Origin of the sequence: Buchnera aphidicola (Hyperomyzus lactucae) (assembly GCF_005081705.1) — a bacterium.
Classification (GTDB): Bacteria; Pseudomonadota; Gammaproteobacteria; order Enterobacterales; family Enterobacteriaceae; genus Buchnera; species Buchnera aphidicola_Y.
In genome coordinates this window covers 553,741-571,641 of the sequence record NZ_CP034876.1, presented here as the reverse complement: position 1 = coordinate 571,641, position 17,901 = coordinate 553,741, and the positions used below count along the sequence as shown (strand labels likewise).

The following is a 17,901-nucleotide window of genomic DNA, read 5'->3' as shown; positions in this document are numbered from 1 at the left end:
TTATGTGGAATATATACTATGCTATTTTTAAAACCTATTTTATTTAGTGCCGTACAACCTTCTGGAAATTTAACTATTGGTAATTATATTGGCACAATGCGACATTGGTCTATAATGCAAAAAAAATATGATTGTTTATACTGTATTGCTGATCTACATGCATTAACTGCTCAAGAAAAAAATATGTGTTTAAGTAAAAATACATTAGATACATTATCATTTTATTTAGCATGTGGAGTAGATCCAAAAAAAAGTATTATTTTTATTCAATCTCATGTTTATCAACACAGTCAATTAAGTTGGATTTTAAATTGTTTTAGTCAATTTTCAGAACTGCTCCGTATGACACAATTTAAAGTAAAGAGAAATGTAGAAAAAAATCATGTAAAACAAACAAATTTAGGTTTGTTTAATTATCCAGTTTTAATGGCAGCAGATATTTTGTTATACCAAACTAATTTTGTTCCAGTAGGAAAAGATCAAAAACAACATGTAGAATTAACGCGGAATATAGCCAATCGTTTTAATTCGATATATGGAAATATATTTAAATTACCAAAACCTTTGATTCATCAATATGGTTCTAAAATTATGTCTTTATTAGAACCACAAAAAAAGATGTCTAAATCTGATACAAACAAAAACAATGTAATTTTTTTGTTAGATGATATAAAATCCGTTTCTTTAAAAATAAAGCATGCTGTCACTGATTCAGAAAGACCATCGAAAATAGATTATAATATAGAAAATAAACCAGGAATTTCAAATTTATTAGAGATTCTTTCTGCTATTTCTAATAAAGATATGAATATTTTATTAAAAGAATTAGATGGTATGATGTATAGAGAATTAAAAAATATTGTATCCGATTGTTTGTCCAAATTTTTATCCAAATTACAAAGATCGTATTATGATTATCGTAATGATGAATGTTATTTAAAAAAAGTAGCACATGAGGGGGCAATGAAGGCTCGATTAAAATCTGAAGAAACTTTAAAAATAATACATTCTACATTAGGACTAGTTCCATATTTTAAATAAACCAGAAATTATTTTTTCTAGTTTATTTGTAAATGTAATATTAAATTTTAAATGAAGAATAATATTCTTTAAAACTTTTACATAATTTTTTTATTCTTTTTATTTATGTAAATTAATATAGATAAAAAAAATACTATACCATATAATATATTTGAACTGATTAAAGTAGCATATAATCCTTTTTTTTCTACTATAGGACTAGTAACAACAAAAGTTAGTAAAGTTCCTATTGTACCAAATAGCAAAATTAAATTTATTAATTTTGGACAAGGATATTTTGTTTGCAATGATGCCAATGTTATTATAATAGTATAAATAGCACTAGAGAAGAAACCTAAACTAATAATCATACATTTCTGCATTAAAAAACTTTCACTATGAATAAAACCATACATTAGTACTGTAGAAATGCTCGTAAGAAATATAAAGATACGGTGTAAATCGAAAAATTTAATAATACAACTAAAAAACCACATACCAATCATATAAGACATCCAAAAATTACTTACTAAACTACCTGTTTTTTGTATATTAATATGCATGTATTCAGTAATATACTGTGGAACCCAAGAAATAAATCCTAATTGTCCTAAAATATACAATAGTGCTGACATTGATAATAATAACACGTTACAGTTCCACTTTTCTTGTGTATTATTGATTTTTTTTATATCAGTTTTTAATTGCTTAAAATTTAGATTTATTGTCAGAATAAAAATCAGTAAATAGATTACTCCTATACAAATATAAGTCCAATACCAAATAATTTTTTTTTCTAAAAGAAAAGCCGTAATAATTGGGAATATCATTCCTGACATACTAAAAAAAGAATCAGTTAATAATAATTGAGAACTTCTTTTTGCTCCTGAATACAAATTAGTAATAATAAATGTGCCAATAGACATAGTTATACCACTAACTAATCCAAGTATAAACATATTAATGGAAAATAAAAATACGTTATTACAGAAAACTATGCCTATCATAGATATGATAGTGAGAATAAATCCAAATATAAGTTGTTTTTTTAATGATATAATTTCTATTAACCAAGCATTAAGAAAAATCGATATTAAAATTCCACCATTTAAAAATGTAAACGTATTACTCATTTCAGATATAGTTAAATGAAAATAATTAGCAATATTTCCCATAATCATTCCAGTTACAACAACTAATGCACCTGTAAATGCATATGAAAAAAAACTAATCCATGTAAGTCCTATTTCGTTCATGTTTTTCATTTTTGTTACCTTATTATAAATTTTAAAATTTATAAAAATATCATTAAATATATTATTATACATTTTATTATTTTATTTATAATGAATGCTATATAAAATAATTTTATTTTTTAAATCATCTTAAAAAATGATTTTAAGTTTTTTTAATAAAATAAGTTTAATTTTAGTGAAATATGATGTATATTTTATTTTAAAAAATTTACAGTATATTAAATATTATTTAAAATATTTTTATAAAAAATTTTATAATAAATATATTTTAGGAAATTTAATGATATCAAAAAAAACATTAATTACACGAGATAATTTTGATAAATTAATTTTACCATTTTATAATCCAGTTTCTTTTATTCCCGTAAAAGGAAAAGGTAGTCGTATCTGGGATCAAGACGGTAAAGAATACATTGATTTTTCTGGTGGTATTGCAGTAACATCATTAGGACACTGTCATTCTTTATTAAATAAAGCATTAAAAAAACAAAGTAAAATGTTATGGCATGTAAGTAATTTTTTTACAAATGAACCAACTTTAAAATTAGCTAAAAAATTAACTTCATTTAGTTTTGCATCGAAAGTTTTTTTTGCAAATTCTGGAGCAGAAGCCAATGAAGCCGCTTTTAAATTAGCGCGTTATTATTCATGTAAAAGATACAATTTAAAAAAAAATAAAATTATTTCTTTTTATAATTCATTTCATGGACGTACATTTTTTACTGTTTCCGTTGGTGGACAATCAAAATATTCTGATAGTTTTGGTCCTAAACCTTCAGGAATAATACATGCTTCATTTAATGATATTAATACTGTAAAAAATTTAATTAATGAACATGTTTGTGCAATAGTAGTAGAACTAATTCAAGGAGAAGGAGGAATAATACCAGCAACTAAATCTTTCATAAAAGAATTACGTTTGCTCTGTAATCAACATAATATTATTTTAATATTTGATGAGATCCAAACTGGAATAGGCAGAACTGGAAAATTATTCTCTTATGAACATTATGGTGTTACTCCAGATATTTTAACTCTTGCTAAATCATTAGGTGGAGGTTTTCCAATTAGCGCGATGCTGGCTACAGATGAAATTGCATCTGTAATTAAAGTCGGAATACATGGTACTACATATGGCGGAAATCCTCTTGCTTGTGCGATAGCAGAATCTGTTATTGATATTGTTAACACAGAAAAAGTTTTATCTGGAGTAGAAAAAAAATTTAAACAAATAGTTTTTGAGTTAAATATTATTAATAAGCATTTTAATATTTTTGAAGAAATAAGAGGACGAGGTTTATTAATCGGCATTGTATTAAAATCAAAATATTCTTATAAAATACGTGAAATATTAAAATTTTCATTCCTAGAAGGTGTTATTTTTCTGACAGCCGGAAACAATGTTATTCGTTTAGCACCATCACTAATTATTAGTAAAATTGACATTATAGAAGGTATGAAACGTTTTCATCGTGCTTTAGAAAGGTGTTTATTTTAAAAATATTTTTACTGAATGACTAACTTTATCAATTAAAAAATAGAAAATTTTTTTATATAAATCAAGAATACTATATCATTTAACATTCTAGTAAAAAATACTATATTTCATGATCTTGATATATACAATATAATTTAATTCTTAAAGAATTCTTTTGAAGATTGCGGTTTTACATCTTTTGCAGTAATTAAAGTAAGAATATTTTAATAATATTTAAACTTACATGTATACAGAAAGAATGATTTTGCATTATTAAAGATATAATCTTTTATGTATTTTTGGAGTAATAAATGATTTTTTTTCCCTTCAAAAGAATAATATTGTTATTTATAATATTATGTGTTCCAAAATCTTTTTCAGTGCCTTTATCTAATATTTACTCAGAATCTCATTCCAACGTAAAAAATATATTTACATTTAAAAATAACAATGAAAAATTAGGTTATTCTCTAGGTGTTTCATTAGGTAATTATGTAAATCAATCTTTTGAAAAACAAAAAAAAATAGGAATAAACTTCGATAAATATAGTCTTTTAAAAGGAATTGAAGATGCTATATCTGGCCATTTAAAATTATCGCATCATGAAATTTCTACAATTTTAAAAAATCTAGAAGAAAAATTAAATAATGCGACCAAGGTTCAATTCGGGAAAAACATAAAAGAAAATTTTATTCAAGGAGAATTGTACATGAAAAACTTTTCTAAAGTAAAAGGAGTAGAAAAAACATCTAGTGGTCTTTTATATCTTGTAGAAAAAGAAGGAGAAGGAGAGACTTTGACAAATAATACAAAAATTACTGTTCATTATCAAGGAAAATTTACTAATGGAGTAGAATTTGATAATTCTTATAAAAGAGGCAAACCTATATCATTTATATTAAAAGATGTGATATTAGGTTGGCAAGAAGGTGTAAAGTATATAAAAAAAGGAGGTAAGATTAAGTTAGTCATACCGCCTCATTTAGGATATGGAGAAAGAGAGGTGAATGGAATTCCTGGTAATTCTACTTTAATCTTTGATATAGAATTATTAGATGTAGTTAATACAGTGTAGTATACTGATATTGATCAATTTTAAAAGAATGGTATTAATAAAAATCTTTCGGTGTAATATTTTAAAAAATGAATTATACAATATTAGTAACAGGTGCTGCTTATGGTACACAAAATGCAAGTACCGCTTTTTTGTTTTGCAAAGCTTTAGTAGAAACAAAAAATATATTACATAGTGTTTTTTTTTATTGTGATGGAGTTCTTAATGCTAATAATATGATCACACCAGCAACTGATGAATTTGATTTAATCAAAGCATGGCAAAATTTAAATAAAAAACATAAAGTCAATCTATACGTTTGTAATAGCGCGGCTCTTAGAAGAGGTATTATAGAAAATGAAAAAATATTAAACATGAATGTCAAAAAGGGTAATTTAGCACCTTCTTTTCAAATAACAGGACTGTTGGAATTAGCAAATTCCATAAAAATATGTGATCGTATAATACAATTTTAATCAAGTGTGCGTATTTTAATGAAAATGATTGCTTTTATTTTTTCTCATTCTCCACATGGTACTAGTTTTGGTAGAGAAGGATTAGATGCTATTTTAAGTATTTCTGCAATATTTAAAAAAATAGCTGTATTTTTTATTGGTGATGGCGTTTTACAATTAATTAAAAGTTATCAGTCAGAGAACATTTTAGCACGTAATTATACCTCTTCTTTTTCTATACTATCTTTTTATAATATTAAAGATTTTTATTGTTGTAAATCATCATTAATCGAACGAGGTTTAAATTATAATAAAAATTTTATATTAAATGTAGATATATTAGAGTCGTATAATTTGCGTTTAAAACTAGATAGTTACGATGCAATTATCAATTTTTAGGGTGTATAAATATGTTGCATACTTTGATGAAATCTCCTTTTGAGACAAATATTTCTTTCCTCATCAGCATGTTGAAAAAATCAGATGATTTTTTAGCACTACAAGATGGTGTACTGATTGCATTAGCAGATAATATTTTTTTAAAAAGTATAGTTCTGTCTCCAGTAAAATTATATCTTATAAAAGAAGATGTTTATGCTCGAGGTATTCATAAAAACATTTCGAGTGAATTTGTTCTTATAAGTTATATACATTTCGTTTCATTAACACTTAAACATAAAAAACAGATGACTTGGTAAAAGTACTAAGTTATATATTTATAGTCCTATCTTAAAATTCTTCATAATAGTAAAATATTTTATGTGTAATTGACATTATGTTGATATTTTTTTAAAAAATCAATTAAAAAATAGGAGTTTTTATGGCCACAGTAAATCAATTGGTCCGTAAATCTCGTTTACGGAAAGTTTATAAAAGCAATGTCCCGGCTTTAGGGAAAAGTCCTCAAAAGAGAGGTGTTTGTACTAGAGTTTATACTACTACACCTAAAAAACCGAATTCAGCTTTACGTAAAGTATGTCGTGTAAGATTAACTAATGGTTTTGAAGTGACTGCTTATATAGGAGGTGAAGGTCATAATTTACAAGAACATTCTGTTATTTTAATTCGAGGTGGTCGGGTTAAAGATTTACCCGGAGTTCGATATCATATTGTTAGAGGTTCATTAGATTGTGCTGGTGTGAAAGATCGGAAACAAGGTCGTTCTAAATACGGAGTTAAAAAACCAAAAGTATAAAAAATGATTTGTTTAAATTATAATTATCATTATTTGATTTACATATTTTAAAATTAAATGGAGTTTTTATGCCACGTCGTCGTATTGTTAGCATTCGAAAAATTTTACCAGATCCAAAGTTTTCTTCGGAATTATTAGCCAAATTTATCAATATTCTTATGATAGATGGTAAAAAATCTATTGCTGAAGTCATTGTTTATACTGCTTTAAAAACTTTATCTAAACGTACCGACAAGAAAGAATTAGAGGCTTTTGAGATGGCCCTAGAACATGTACGTCCAACAGTAGAAGTAAAATCTCGTCGAGTTGGAGGATCAACATATCAAGTTCCTGTTGAAGTTCGTCCAGTTCGAAGAAATGCTTTAGCTATGCGTTGGATCGTTGAATCTGCTCGCAAACGTGCAGATAAATCCATGTCTTTACGCTTATCAAATGAACTATATGATGCATTAGAAAACAAAGGAACAGCAGTTAAAAAAAGAGAAGAAGTCCATCGAATGGCAGAAGCTAATAAAGCATTTGCTCATTATCGCTGGTAATATTATAACAGTTTAAAATTTTTTTATTATTTTACATATACTGAGGCAAGAATCTTCATTGGGCTCATGAGGTCTAATCTTTTAAAAACCTAAAAATGAGAGAGAAAGATAATGTCTCGTACAACACCTATTTCTCAATATCGTAATATTGGAATCAGTGCTCACATAGATGCAGGCAAGACAACTACTACTGAAAGAATCCTCTTTTATACAGGTATTAATCATAAAATTGGTGAAGTTCATGATGGGGCCGCTACTATGGATTGGATGGAGCAAGAACAAGAAAGAGGAATTACTATTACATCAGCAGCCACTACAGCATTTTGGAGTGGAATGGCTAATCAATTTAAACCTCATAGAATTAATATTATTGATACACCTGGACATGTTGATTTTACTATAGAAGTAGAACGCTCAATGCGTGTATTAGACGGTGCTGTCATGGTGTATTGTGCAGTAGGTGGAGTGCAACCACAGTCTGAAACTGTATGGCGTCAAGCGAATAAATATAAAGTACCTCGTATAGCATTTATAAATAAAATGGATCGTATGGGAGCTAATTTTTTAAAAGTAGTAAAACAAATTAAAAAACGTTTAGGTACTAATCCTGTTCCTCTTCAATTAGCAATTGGTTCAGAAGATACTTTTATTGGTATAATAGATTTAATTAAAATGAAAGCTATTTATTGGCAAGATTCTGATCAAGGTTTAACATTTACTTATAATGAAATTCCTGTGAACATGATAAAATCTGCACAAAAATGGCATCAAAATTTACTTGAGTCTGCAGTAGAGTCTAATGAAGATCTGTTAGAAAAATATTTGAATGGCATTCAATTATCTGAAAATGAAATCAAGTCCGCACTACGAAAACGTGCTTTAAATAATGAAATCACACTTATTACTTGTGGTTCGGCTTTTAAGAATAAAGGAGTTCAAGCTTTATTAGATGCAATAGTAGAATATTTACCGGCTCCTAATGATATTTTAGATATTAAAGGTGTATTAAATAACAACGAGAATACTCCAGCTATAAGAACTTCTAATGATAAAGCTCCTTTTTCTGCTTTAGCTTTTAAAATCGCGAATGATCCATTTGTAGGTAATTTGACTTTTTTTCGTGTGTATTCAGGAGTAGTTAAATCTGGAGATACTGTATTTAATTCTGTTAAGTCTCAAAGGGAACGATTTGGAAGAATTGTTCAAATGCATGCCAACAAAAGAGAAGAAATAAAAGAAGTATATGCAGGTGATATAGCAGCTGCTATTGGTTTAAAAGATGTCACCACTGGTGATACTTTGTGTGATTTAAAAGAACCCATTATATTAGAACGTATGGAATTTCCTGAACCAGTAATATCGATTTCTGTAGAACCTAAAACTAAAATAGATCAAGAAAAAATGGGTTTAGCATTAGGACGATTAGCAAAAGAAGATCCTTCTTTTAGAGTTCGAACCGATCAAGAATCTAATCAAACAATCATTTCTGGTATGGGAGAATTACACTTAGAAATTATTATTGATCGTATGAAACGAGAATTTAGCGTAGATGCTAATGTTGGAACACCTCAAGTTGCATATCGTGAAACTATTCTTCATAAAGTCAGTGATATTGAAGGAAAGCATATTAAACAATCAGGTGGAAGAGGTCAATATGGACATGTTGTTATAGAATTATTTCCATTAGATCCAGGAAGCGAAGGATATTTGTTTATTAATGATATAAAAGGAGGAGTCATACCTAGTGAATATATATCAGCTATTGATAAAGGAATTCAAGAACAATTAAAATATGGACCATTAGCCGGTTATCCAGTTGTTAATATTGGTATACGTCTTTATTTTGGTTCTTATCATGATGTTGATTCATCTGAATTAGCTTTTAAATTAGCTGCTTCTATAGCGTTTAAAAAAGGTTTTAAACAAGCAAATCCAATTTTATTAGAACCAATCATGAAAGTGGAAGTAGAAACTCCAGATGATTATATGGGAGATGTGATAGGTGATTTAAATCGTAGGAGAGGTGTTATTGAAGGTATGCAAGATTTATCAATTGGTAAAATTATTAATGCTTGTGTTCCTTTATCTGAAATGTTTGGTTATGCTACTGATCTACGTTCTCAAACTCAAGGAAGAGCTTCTTATTGTATGGAATTTTTAAAATATGTAGAAGCACCTTATAGTATTTCTAAAGAAATTATTGAGAAACGAGAAAAGTAGAAGTTTTTCTATAATGTATACAATATTTTTTTGTATATAAAAAATATATTATTTAAGGAATAAGCTAATGTCTAAAGAAAGATTTAAACGTTTAAAACCTCATATAAACGTAGGTACTATTGGTCATGTAGATCATGGAAAAACAACTTTAACTGCAGCTATTACAACTGTGTTATCAAAAAAATACGGTGGTTCTGCACGTGCTTTTGATCAGATAGACAATGCACCAGAAGAAAAAGCAAGAGGTATTACAATTAATACTTCTCATGTAGAATACGATACTGAATTAAGACATTATGCCCATGTGGATTGTCCAGGTCATGCTGATTATATAAAAAACATGATTACTGGTGCAGCTCAAATGGATGGTGCTATTTTAGTCGTCGCAGCAACAGATGGTCCAATGCCGCAAACTCGTGAACATATTTTACTTGGAAGACAAGTAGGTGTTCCTTATATTATTGTATTTCTTAATAAATGTGATATGGTAGACGATGAAGAATTACTTGAACTAGTAGAAATGGAAGTTCGTGATTTATTAACACAATATGATTTTCCTGGAGACGATACTCCTATTATTCGAGGTTCAGCTCTAAAAGCATTAGAAGGAGAACCTGAATGGGAGTCAAAAATAATTGATTTGTCTAGATTTTTAGACAGCTATATCCCTGAACCAAAACGAGCAGTAGATCAGCCTTTTTTATTACCAATAGAAGATGTTTTTTCTATATCAGGCAGGGGAACAGTAGTTACTGGACGAGTAGAAAAAGGTATAATTAAAGTTGGAGAAGAAGTTGAAATTGTGGGAATTAAAAAAACCACTAAAACTACTTGTACAGGCGTAGAAATGTTTAGAAAGTTATTAGATGAAGGTCGTGCCGGAGAAAATGTAGGTGTTTTGCTCCGTGGTACGAAGCGTGATGAAATTGAAAGAGGTCAAGTTTTAGCAAAACCAGGTAGTATTCATCCACATACAACATTTGAGTCTGAAGTTTATGTTCTATCCAAAGAAGAAGGTGGGCGCCATACTCCATTTTTTAAAGGATATCGTCCTCAGTTTTATTTTAGAACTACTGATGTAACCGGTTCTATTGAATTACCCGAAGGTGTTGAGATGGTGATGCCAGGAGATAATATAAAAATGACTGTTACGTTAATTAATCCTATTGCTATGGCTGATGGATTACGATTTGCTATACGTGAAGGTGGTCGTACTGTTGGAGCTGGTGTAGTTTCTAAAGTTTTAATATAATAATTTTATATTAGAATATTTTTATGCTGATATCTAGTTGAATTTATTAAGAAAAGAGTATAAAATGCTCTTTTCTTGATTGATCTAGTATTGTTACAGTATAATTATTTTTTTTAAAGAAATTTTTTTTTAAATAACAATAGTACATTTAAAAAATTTTATTTAATGTATTTAAAAATAAAAATACTCCTAATATAGGAGTTATATTGGTAATACTTAATGACATCTACTCTCGAATATACATTCGTCTAGAGCAGATTAAATTTTTACTGTGTAAATAATTGGAGTTCTGGGCTAATGCAGAACCAAAGAATCCGTATTCGTTTAAAAGCTTTTGATCATAGATTAATTGATCAGTCAACTACAGAAATTGTTGAAACAGCAAAAAGAACTGGTGCGCAAGTGCGCGGACCTATTCCTCTTCCAACTCGTAAAGAACGTTTTACTATTTTAGTTTCTCCACACGTAAATAAGGATGCGCGTGATCAATATGAAATTCGTACACATAAGCGTTTGATTGACATAGTAGAACCTACCGAAAAAACGGTTGATGCACTAATGCGTTTAGATCTTGCTGCCGGTGTAGATGTACAAATTAGTTTAGGTTAATTTGATAGATTAAGGTATTAAAAAAATGATTGGTTTAGTTGGTAGAAAGATTGGCATGACTCGTATTTTTACTAAGGAAGGAGTTTCATTGCCCGTTACAGTAATTGAACTTCAAGAAAATCGAATTACACAAGTAAAAAATGTAAAAACAGATCTTTATTGTGCTATTCAAGTAACAACTGGTGTAAAAAAGTCAAATAGATTAACAAAGCCAAAAGCAGGTCATTTTTTAAAATCAGGTGTAATTCCAGGTCGTGGTTTATGGGAATTTAGAATTCATAAAAATGAAATTTTTAAGGTTGGTGAAAGTATTAAAATTAATATTTTTAACAATGTAAAAAAAGTTGATGTTACAGGTTTTTCTAAAGGAAAAGGTTTTTCCGGTACAGTAAAACGCTGGAACTTTCATACTCAAGATGCCACACACGGAAACTCTTTATCGCATAGAGTACCGGGTTCTATCGGTCAAAATCAAACCCCAGGAAGAGTATTTAAGGGTAAAAAAATGGCAGGACAACTAGGGAACCATCGTGTTACTGTGCAAAATTTAAATATAGTAAAGATTGATGAAAAAAGAAATCTTCTTTTAGTAAAAGGTGCTGTTCCCGGTGCCACCGGTAGTAATCTTATCGTTAAACCAGCAATTAAGGTTTGAGCAGTGAGGAGTAAAGCATGGAATTAGTAGTTAAAGACATACAAAGTGTGCTTAGTGTTTCTGAAATCATTTTTGGTCGTGATTTTAATAAAGCTCTAATTCATCAAGTTGTTATTGCTTATTCAGCATCTACTCGTCAAGGTACGAGAGCACAAAAAAGTCGTTCTGAAGTTTCTGGTTCAGGCAGAAAACCATGGCGTCAAAAAGGTACAGGTAGAGCACGAGCAGGATCATTCAGAAGCCCTATTTGGCGCTCAGGCGGGGTGACATTCGCTTCAAAGCCGCAAGAACATAATCAGAAAATTAATAAAAAAATGTATCGTGGTGCATTAAAAAGTATTTTTTCTGAGTTAATACGTCAAAAACGATTGATAGTTTTTAAAGATTTTTCATTAAATTTTCCTAAAACTAAACTTTTAGTACAAAAATTAAAAGAAATAGATTTAAAAAATGTTTTAATTATTGCTGATAAAATAGATAATAATTTATTACTAGCATCTAGAAATTTGCATTCAGTTGATGTAAAAGATGTACATTCTATAGATCCTGTTAGTTTAATTGCTTTTGAACATGTTATTATTACTGTTCAAGCAGTGAAAAAAGTAGAGGAAATACTTTCATGATTTCTGAAGAACGTTTGCTTAAAATACTACTTTCTCCGCATGTATCTGAAAAATCATCTATATCTATAGAAAAATTTAATACTGTCGTTTTAAAAGTTTTAAATAATGCTACAAAACATGAAATAAAATGTGCAGTAAAGACAATATTTAATGTAGAAGTTGATAGTATCAAAACACTAAAAGTTAAAGGAAAAAAAAAGCGTCAATCTAATCGTATTATTCAGAGAAGTAATTGGAAAAAAGCTTATATTAAAGTAAAAAAAGGGTATAATTTAGATTTCATAGGTAATACAGAGTAGTCGGAGGACAAAACAATGGCAATTGTTAAATGCAAACCGACATCTCCGGGTCGTCGCCACGTTATTAAAATTGTTAATACAAATTTATATAAAGGAAAACCATTCTCTTCTTTAGTAAGAAAAAACAGTAAAAGTGGTGGACGTAATAATAATGGTAGAATTACGACTCGCCATATTGGTGGTAGACATAAAAGAGCATATCGCGTTATAGATTTTAAAAGAAATAAAGATGGAATAGAAGCTGTTGTGGAAAGATTTGAATACGATCCTAATCGTTCGTCTAATATTGCTTTAATTGTGTACAAAGACGGTCAAAGAAGCTATATTTTAGCGCCAAAAGATCTTCATGTAGGAGATACTATAGTTTCTGGTTTACACTCTCCTATAAAAATAGGGAATTCTTTGCCCATTAAAAATATTCCAGTAGGTACGTTTATTCATAATGTAGAAATGAGACCCGGAAAAGGTGGGCAAATAGCTCGTTCTGCCGGTAGTTATGTACAACTAGTAGCATTTGATAATGAATATGCAACTTTACGGTTGCGTTCTGGTGAAATGAGAAAGACACAGTCAAATTGTAGAGCTACTATTGGTGAAGTTGGAAATGCTGAACACATGTTAAAAGTTTTAGGAAAAGCAGGAGCTTCTCGTTGGATGGGAATACGTCCTACTGTTCGTGGTACCGCTATGAATCCTGTAGATCATCCTCATGGAGGTGGTGAAGGAAGAAATTTTGGTAAACATCCAGTGACTCCATGGGGCGTTCAGACTAAAGGAAAAAAGACTCGCAACAATAAGCGTACTGAAAAATTTATTATACGTCATCGTAGAAAATAATTATTTTAGAGGATCATTTTATGCCACGTTCTCTTAAGAAAGGTCCTTTTATTGATATAAGTTTGTTAAAAAAAGTAGAAAAATCAGTTCAAACAAAAGATAAAAAACCTATAAAAACATGGTCAAGACGTTCAACTATTTTTCCAAATATGGTAGGTTTAACTATATCTATTCATAATGGCCGGAATCATGTTCCTGTTTTTATCACTGAAGAAATGGTGGGACATAAATTAGGGGAATTTTCTTTAACTCGTACTTATAGAGGACATACCGCAGATAAGAAAATAAAAAAACGTGAAACAAAGAATAAATAACTAATGCAAAGAGGAGTAAATGGAAACTTCAGCCCAACATCGTCAAGCACGTTCTTCTGCACAAAAAGTACGTTTAATTGCAGATTTAATTCGTAATAAAAAAGTTCCACAAGCCTTAAATATTTTGACTTATACAAATAAAAAAGCAGCTTTTTTAGTTAAAAAAGTAGTCGAATCGGCTATAGCTAATGCAGAACATAATGATGGTGCTGATATAGATAAACTAATTATTAAAAAAATATTTGTCAATGAAGGTTCTACAATGAAAAGAATGATGCCACGTGCTAAAGGACGTGCAGATCGTATCTTAAAACGTACCAGTCATATTACTGTAATTGTATCTGATCGTTAATATTAGGGAGAATCAGAGATGGGTCAGAAAGTACATCCCAATGGTATGCGACTGGGTATAATAAAAAAATGGAATTCTGTTTGGTTCGCTAATACTAAAGATTTTGCTGATTATTTAGATAGTGATTATAAAGTTCGTGAATTTTTAAAAAAAGAACTAGAAAAAGCATCTATTTCTCAGATTATTATTGAAAGACCAGCAAAAAGTATTAGAGTAACAATTTATACTGCTAGACCAGGTATTGTCATTGGTAAAAAAGGTGAAGATGTAGAGAAATTAAGAATTTCTATTGCTAAAATTACTGGTGTACCAGTTCAAATTAATATTTCCGAAGTAAGGAAACCTGAATTAGATGCTAAGCTTGTATCTGATAGTATTACCTCTCAATTAGAACGAAGAGTCATGTTTCGACGTGCAATGAAAAGATCTGTTCAAAATGCAATGAGGCAAGGTGCTAAGGGTATTAAAGTTGAAGTGAGTGGTCGTTTAGGTGGAGCAGAAATAGCACGTAGAGAATGGTATCGAGAAGGAAGAGTACCACTTCATACTCTTCGTGCAAATATTGATTATAGTACTTCAGAAGCCCATACAACATATGGTGTAATAGGAGTTAAAGTATGGATATTTAAAGGTGAAATATTAGGTGGTATGGCAGCCATTGAAAGATTAGAAAAACCTTCTGTCCAGACAAAAAAGCAACATCGTAAACATAGAAAGTAAGAAAAAGAGAGAAGCTGATAATGTTGCAACCAAAACGTACTAAATTTCGCAAAATGCATAAAGGTCGAAATCGTGGTTTGGCTTCTGGTAATTATGTTAATTTTGGTTCTTTTGGTTTACAAGCCATTGGTAGAGGACGTTTGACTGCTCGTCAAATTGAATCTGCAAGAAGAGCCATAACTCGTTGTATTAAAAGACAAGGAAAAATGTGGATACGTATCTTTCCCGATAAACCTATCACTCAAAAACCATTAGAAGTGAGAATGGGAAAAGGAAAAGGAAATGTTGAATATTGGGTCGCTTTAGTACAACCTGGGAAAATTCTTTACGAATTAGAAGGAGTTACTGAACAAGAATCTCGTGAAGCATTTAAATTAGCAGCAGCAAAGTTACCTATTAAAACTACTTTTGTAGCTAAGATGGTGATGTAATGAAAACAGTAGAATTGAGAAAAAAAGAAAAAAAAGATCTTAATATAGAACTTTTGCAATTATTACGAGAACAATTTAATCTTCGTATGCAATCTGTTTCAGGAAAATTAAAACAGCCTCATTTATTGAGAAAAGTACGAAGAAATATTGCTCGAATAAAGACTTTGCTGACGCAAAAGGAAAGGATAAAATAATGCAAACAATACGTACTTTACAAGGTCGTGTTATCAGTGACAAGATGCAAAAATCTGCAGTTGTTGCCATTGAACGTTTTATAAAACACGCCATTTATGGAAAATTTATTAAACGTACTACAAAACTACATATTCATGATGAAAATAATGAATGTAATGTAGGTGATTTAATAGAAATTCGTGAATCTCGTCCAATTTCTAAAACAAAATCTTGGGTATTAGTTCGTATTATTAAAAAGAACATTTTTTAAAAAAATTTAAAAACATGAACAAACTCAGGTCTGCTCATGTTTTCTGTTAATACAATATAACTAGTGTTATAATAAAATTATTTTAATTAGTAACTGTTACATTTATTTAAATTATAATAGTTGGAGTATTAAAATATATGATTCAAGAACAAACTATTTTGCATGTCTCTGATAACTCTGGTGCACGTTCAGCTATGTGTATTAAAGTCTTAGGTGGTTCACGTCGTCGATATGCAGGTATTGGAGATATAATCAAAATTACAATTAAAGAAGCAATACCTAGAGGAAAAGTAAAAAAAGGAGAAGTTCTTAAAGCAGTAGTAGTAAGAACTAAAAAAGGAGTAAGAAGAGCTGATGGTTCTATTCTTCGTTTTGATAGAAATTCTTGTGTTGTGTTAAATAATAATGAACAACCTATTGGCACTCGTATTTTTGGACCTGTTACTCGTGAATTAAGAACGGAAAAATTTATGAAAATCATTTCATTAGCTCCAGAAGTTTTATAGTTATAATATGTTTAAGGAATAAAAAATGGCCTCAAAGTTACGCCGTAATGATCAAATTATTATACTCACAGGAAAAGATAAAGGGAAAAAAGGTACTATTAAGAATATTTTATCTTCAAATAAAGCTATTATTAACGGTCTTAATTTAGTTAAAAAACATCAAAAACCAGTTCCATCTCAGAATAGAAGTGGAGGTATTATAGAAAAAGAAGCACCTATTCACATATCAAATATTGCTATATTAAATCCTGAATCTAATAAATCGGATCGTGTTGGTTTTAGATTTGAAGAAGGGAAAAAAGTTCGATTTTTTAAATCTAATAAAAAAACGATTAAATAGTTGGAGTAATATAATGGCAACACTGTATAATTTTTATAAATCAACAGTCATAAAACAGATGATGCTCAAACTAAATTATAGCTCTATTATGCAGGTTCCTAAAATTGATAAAATAACCTTAAATATGGGTGTAGGTACTGCAGCTTCTGATAAAAAAGTTTTAGATAATGCTATTTTAGATTTAACAGCAATATCCGGTCAAAAACCACTTATTACTAAAGCACGAAAGTCTGTTGCTGGTTTTAAAATTCGTCAAGGCTATCCTATTGGTTGTAAAGTCACTTTACGTGGTCAAAAAAAATGGGATTTTTTTGAACGTTTAATTATCATTGCAGTTCCTCGTATTCGAGATTTTCGTGGTTTATCAATCAACTCTTTTGATGGTCAAGGAAATTATAGTTTAGGAATACGCGAACAAATTATTTTTCCGGAAATTGATTATGATAAAATTGATCGAGTTCGTGGATTGGATGTAACTATAACTACTACTGCCAAATCTGATCATGAAGGACGTCTATTATTATCTGCTTTTAATTTTCCTTTTCGCAAGTAAAATAAGGTGATTCAATGGCTAAAGAATCAATGAAAGCACGCGAAATTAAACGTGTAAAATTAGCTAATAAATTTTACACACAACGTACTGCGTTAAAAAGTATTATTTCCAATATGAATCTTTCAGAAGAAGAACGTTGGAATGCAGTTCTTAAATTACAATCTTTTCCACGTGATTCTAGTCCATCACGTCAAAGAAACAGATGTCGTCAAACGGGTCGTCCACATGCTTTTTTGCGTAAATTTGGATTAAGTCGTATTAAAGTAAGGGAAGCGGCTATGAAAGGTGAAATACCTGGTTTAAAAAAATCAAGTTGGTAAAATATAATTTTTCAGGTTTTGGAGTCAAAAATGAGCATGCAAGATCCGGTAGCAGATATGCTAACTCGCATTAGAAATGGTCAATCAGCTAATAAATATTCCGTTAAAATGCCTTCATCTAAATTAAAAAAATCAATTATCGAACTTTTAAAAAAAGAAGGATACATTAAAGATTTTAAAATTACAGGACATCCTAAATTAGAAATAGAAGTATTTCTGAAGTATTTTCAAGGAAAATCTGTTGTAGAAACCATCAAACGTGTTAGTCGTCCGAGTTTGCGAATATACAAAAAAAAACATGATTTACCTAAAGTTATGTCTGGTTTGGGAATAGCCGTAATTTCTACTTCTCAAGGAGTAATGACAGATCGTATGGCTCGTCAAGTAGGACTTGGCGGTGAAATTATTTGTTATGTAGCTTAGTGGAG

27 protein-coding genes are annotated in these 17,901 nt (G+C 29.5%); 26 read left to right on the top strand and 1 reads right to left on the bottom strand.

The window, feature by feature from the left end:
- The first annotated feature begins 18 nt into the window (after positions 1 to 18).
- Complete coding sequence (gene trpS, locus D9V68_RS02745; RefSeq protein ID WP_158358107.1) at positions 19 to 1,041, top strand: tryptophan--tRNA ligase; 1,023 nt, start codon at positions 19 to 21, stop codon at positions 1,039 to 1,041.
- 77 nt (positions 1,042 to 1,118) lie between these two features.
- Here trpS and tsgA read toward each other — a convergent pair whose 3' ends face one another.
- Entirely contained in the window at positions 1,119 to 2,285 is a 1,167-nt protein-coding gene (gene tsgA, locus D9V68_RS02740; RefSeq protein WP_158358105.1) for an MFS transporter TsgA, read from the bottom strand.
- 271 nt (positions 2,286 to 2,556) lie between these two features.
- On the opposite strand from tsgA, the gene D9V68_RS02735 reads away from it, so the two are divergent.
- The 25 genes from D9V68_RS02735 (at position 2,557) to rpsH (ending at position 17,896) form a co-directional block, all read left to right on the top strand.
- Positions 2,557 to 3,774, top strand: a complete 1,218-nt coding sequence (locus D9V68_RS02735; protein ID WP_158358103.1) for an aspartate aminotransferase family protein — start codon at positions 2,557 to 2,559, stop codon at positions 3,772 to 3,774.
- 290 nt (positions 3,775 to 4,064) lie between these two features.
- Entirely contained in the window at positions 4,065 to 4,829 is a 765-nt protein-coding gene (gene fkpA, locus D9V68_RS02730) for an FKBP-type peptidyl-prolyl cis-trans isomerase (RefSeq protein ID WP_158358101.1), read from the top strand.
- Between the two features lie 68 nt (positions 4,830 to 4,897).
- Positions 4,898 to 5,284 (top strand): sulfurtransferase complex subunit TusD, encoded by a 387-nt coding sequence (gene tusD, locus D9V68_RS02725; protein WP_158358099.1) that lies wholly within the window; start codon positions 4,898 to 4,900, stop codon positions 5,282 to 5,284.
- Between the two features lie 18 nt (positions 5,285 to 5,302).
- The gene (tusC, locus tag D9V68_RS02720; RefSeq protein WP_158358097.1) at positions 5,303 to 5,662 is read left to right on the top strand and encodes a sulfurtransferase complex subunit TusC; all 360 of its coding nucleotides are present in this window, start codon (positions 5,303 to 5,305) and stop codon (positions 5,660 to 5,662) included.
- 11 nt (positions 5,663 to 5,673) lie between these two features.
- Complete coding sequence (gene tusB / locus D9V68_RS02715) at positions 5,674 to 5,961, top strand: sulfurtransferase complex subunit TusB (RefSeq protein WP_158358095.1); 288 nt, start codon at positions 5,674 to 5,676, stop codon at positions 5,959 to 5,961.
- 122 nt (positions 5,962 to 6,083) lie between these two features.
- On the top strand, positions 6,084 to 6,458 hold the full coding sequence (rpsL, locus tag D9V68_RS02710) for a 30S ribosomal protein S12 (RefSeq protein WP_158358093.1): 375 nt from the start codon (positions 6,084 to 6,086) through the stop codon (positions 6,456 to 6,458).
- 68 nt (positions 6,459 to 6,526) lie between these two features.
- The gene (rpsG, locus tag D9V68_RS02705; protein WP_158358091.1) at positions 6,527 to 6,997 is read left to right on the top strand and encodes a 30S ribosomal protein S7; all 471 of its coding nucleotides are present in this window, start codon (positions 6,527 to 6,529) and stop codon (positions 6,995 to 6,997) included.
- 111 nt (positions 6,998 to 7,108) lie between these two features.
- On the top strand, positions 7,109 to 9,217 hold the full coding sequence (fusA, locus tag D9V68_RS02700) for an elongation factor G (RefSeq protein ID WP_158358089.1): 2,109 nt from the start codon (positions 7,109 to 7,111) through the stop codon (positions 9,215 to 9,217).
- Positions 9,218 to 9,284: 67 nt separating this feature from the next.
- Complete coding sequence (gene tuf, locus D9V68_RS02695; RefSeq protein ID WP_158358087.1) at positions 9,285 to 10,469, top strand: elongation factor Tu; 1,185 nt, start codon at positions 9,285 to 9,287, stop codon at positions 10,467 to 10,469.
- A gap of 297 nt (positions 10,470 to 10,766) precedes the next feature.
- Positions 10,767 to 11,078 carry a 30S ribosomal protein S10 gene (gene rpsJ / locus D9V68_RS02690; RefSeq protein ID WP_009874476.1) on the top strand — a complete coding sequence of 104 codons (312 nt, stop codon included), beginning with the start codon at positions 10,767 to 10,769 and terminating at the stop codon, positions 11,076 to 11,078.
- Positions 11,079 to 11,103: 25 nt separating this feature from the next.
- Positions 11,104 to 11,733, top strand: a complete 630-nt coding sequence (gene rplC, locus D9V68_RS02685; protein WP_158358085.1) for a 50S ribosomal protein L3 — start codon at positions 11,104 to 11,106, stop codon at positions 11,731 to 11,733.
- A 17-nt stretch (positions 11,734 to 11,750) separates the two neighbouring features.
- Complete coding sequence (gene rplD, locus D9V68_RS02680; RefSeq protein WP_158358083.1) at positions 11,751 to 12,356, top strand: 50S ribosomal protein L4; 606 nt, start codon at positions 11,751 to 11,753, stop codon at positions 12,354 to 12,356.
- Positions 12,353 to 12,655 carry a 50S ribosomal protein L23 gene (gene rplW / locus D9V68_RS02675; protein WP_158358081.1) on the top strand — a complete coding sequence of 101 codons (303 nt, stop codon included), beginning with the start codon at positions 12,353 to 12,355 and terminating at the stop codon, positions 12,653 to 12,655. Before rplD ends, rplW begins: the two co-directional genes overlap by 4 nt.
- Before the next feature lie 15 nt (positions 12,656 to 12,670).
- Positions 12,671 to 13,492 (top strand): 50S ribosomal protein L2, encoded by an 822-nt coding sequence (gene rplB / locus D9V68_RS02670; RefSeq protein ID WP_158358079.1) that lies wholly within the window; start codon positions 12,671 to 12,673, stop codon positions 13,490 to 13,492.
- A 20-nt stretch (positions 13,493 to 13,512) separates the two neighbouring features.
- Complete coding sequence (rpsS, locus tag D9V68_RS02665) at positions 13,513 to 13,806, top strand: 30S ribosomal protein S19 (protein ID WP_158358077.1); 294 nt, start codon at positions 13,513 to 13,515, stop codon at positions 13,804 to 13,806.
- Between the two features lie 19 nt (positions 13,807 to 13,825).
- Positions 13,826 to 14,158 (top strand): 50S ribosomal protein L22, encoded by a 333-nt coding sequence (gene rplV, locus D9V68_RS02660; RefSeq protein WP_158358075.1) that lies wholly within the window; start codon positions 13,826 to 13,828, stop codon positions 14,156 to 14,158.
- A gap of 18 nt (positions 14,159 to 14,176) precedes the next feature.
- Positions 14,177 to 14,878 carry a 30S ribosomal protein S3 gene (gene rpsC / locus D9V68_RS02655; RefSeq protein WP_158358073.1) on the top strand — a complete coding sequence of 234 codons (702 nt, stop codon included), beginning with the start codon at positions 14,177 to 14,179 and terminating at the stop codon, positions 14,876 to 14,878.
- A gap of 20 nt (positions 14,879 to 14,898) precedes the next feature.
- On the top strand, positions 14,899 to 15,309 hold the full coding sequence (gene rplP, locus D9V68_RS02650) for a 50S ribosomal protein L16 (RefSeq protein WP_158358071.1): 411 nt from the start codon (positions 14,899 to 14,901) through the stop codon (positions 15,307 to 15,309).
- Positions 15,309 to 15,503, top strand: a complete 195-nt coding sequence (rpmC, locus tag D9V68_RS02645; RefSeq protein ID WP_158358069.1) for a 50S ribosomal protein L29 — start codon at positions 15,309 to 15,311, stop codon at positions 15,501 to 15,503. The genes rplP and rpmC overlap by 1 nt, the downstream gene beginning before the upstream one ends.
- Entirely contained in the window at positions 15,500 to 15,754 is a 255-nt protein-coding gene (rpsQ, locus tag D9V68_RS02640) for a 30S ribosomal protein S17 (protein WP_158358067.1), read from the top strand. Before rpmC ends, rpsQ begins: the two co-directional genes overlap by 4 nt.
- Positions 15,755 to 15,891: 137 nt before the next feature.
- Positions 15,892 to 16,260 (top strand): 50S ribosomal protein L14, encoded by a 369-nt coding sequence (gene rplN / locus D9V68_RS02635; protein ID WP_158358065.1) that lies wholly within the window; start codon positions 15,892 to 15,894, stop codon positions 16,258 to 16,260.
- 25 nt (positions 16,261 to 16,285) lie between these two features.
- A complete protein-coding gene (gene rplX / locus D9V68_RS02630) occupies positions 16,286 to 16,600 on the top strand; it encodes a 50S ribosomal protein L24 (RefSeq protein ID WP_158358063.1) in 315 nt (104 codons plus the stop codon).
- Between the two features lie 13 nt (positions 16,601 to 16,613).
- Positions 16,614 to 17,153: a 50S ribosomal protein L5 gene (gene rplE / locus D9V68_RS02625; protein ID WP_158358061.1), complete on the top strand. Its 540-nt coding sequence runs from the start codon at positions 16,614 to 16,616 to the stop codon at positions 17,151 to 17,153.
- A 14-nt stretch (positions 17,154 to 17,167) separates the two neighbouring features.
- The gene (gene rpsN / locus D9V68_RS02620; protein ID WP_158358059.1) at positions 17,168 to 17,473 is read left to right on the top strand and encodes a 30S ribosomal protein S14; all 306 of its coding nucleotides are present in this window, start codon (positions 17,168 to 17,170) and stop codon (positions 17,471 to 17,473) included.
- A gap of 30 nt (positions 17,474 to 17,503) precedes the next feature.
- Positions 17,504 to 17,896 carry a 30S ribosomal protein S8 gene (gene rpsH / locus D9V68_RS02615; protein WP_158358057.1) on the top strand — a complete coding sequence of 131 codons (393 nt, stop codon included), beginning with the start codon at positions 17,504 to 17,506 and terminating at the stop codon, positions 17,894 to 17,896.
- Positions 17,897 to 17,901: the final 5 nt, after the last annotated feature.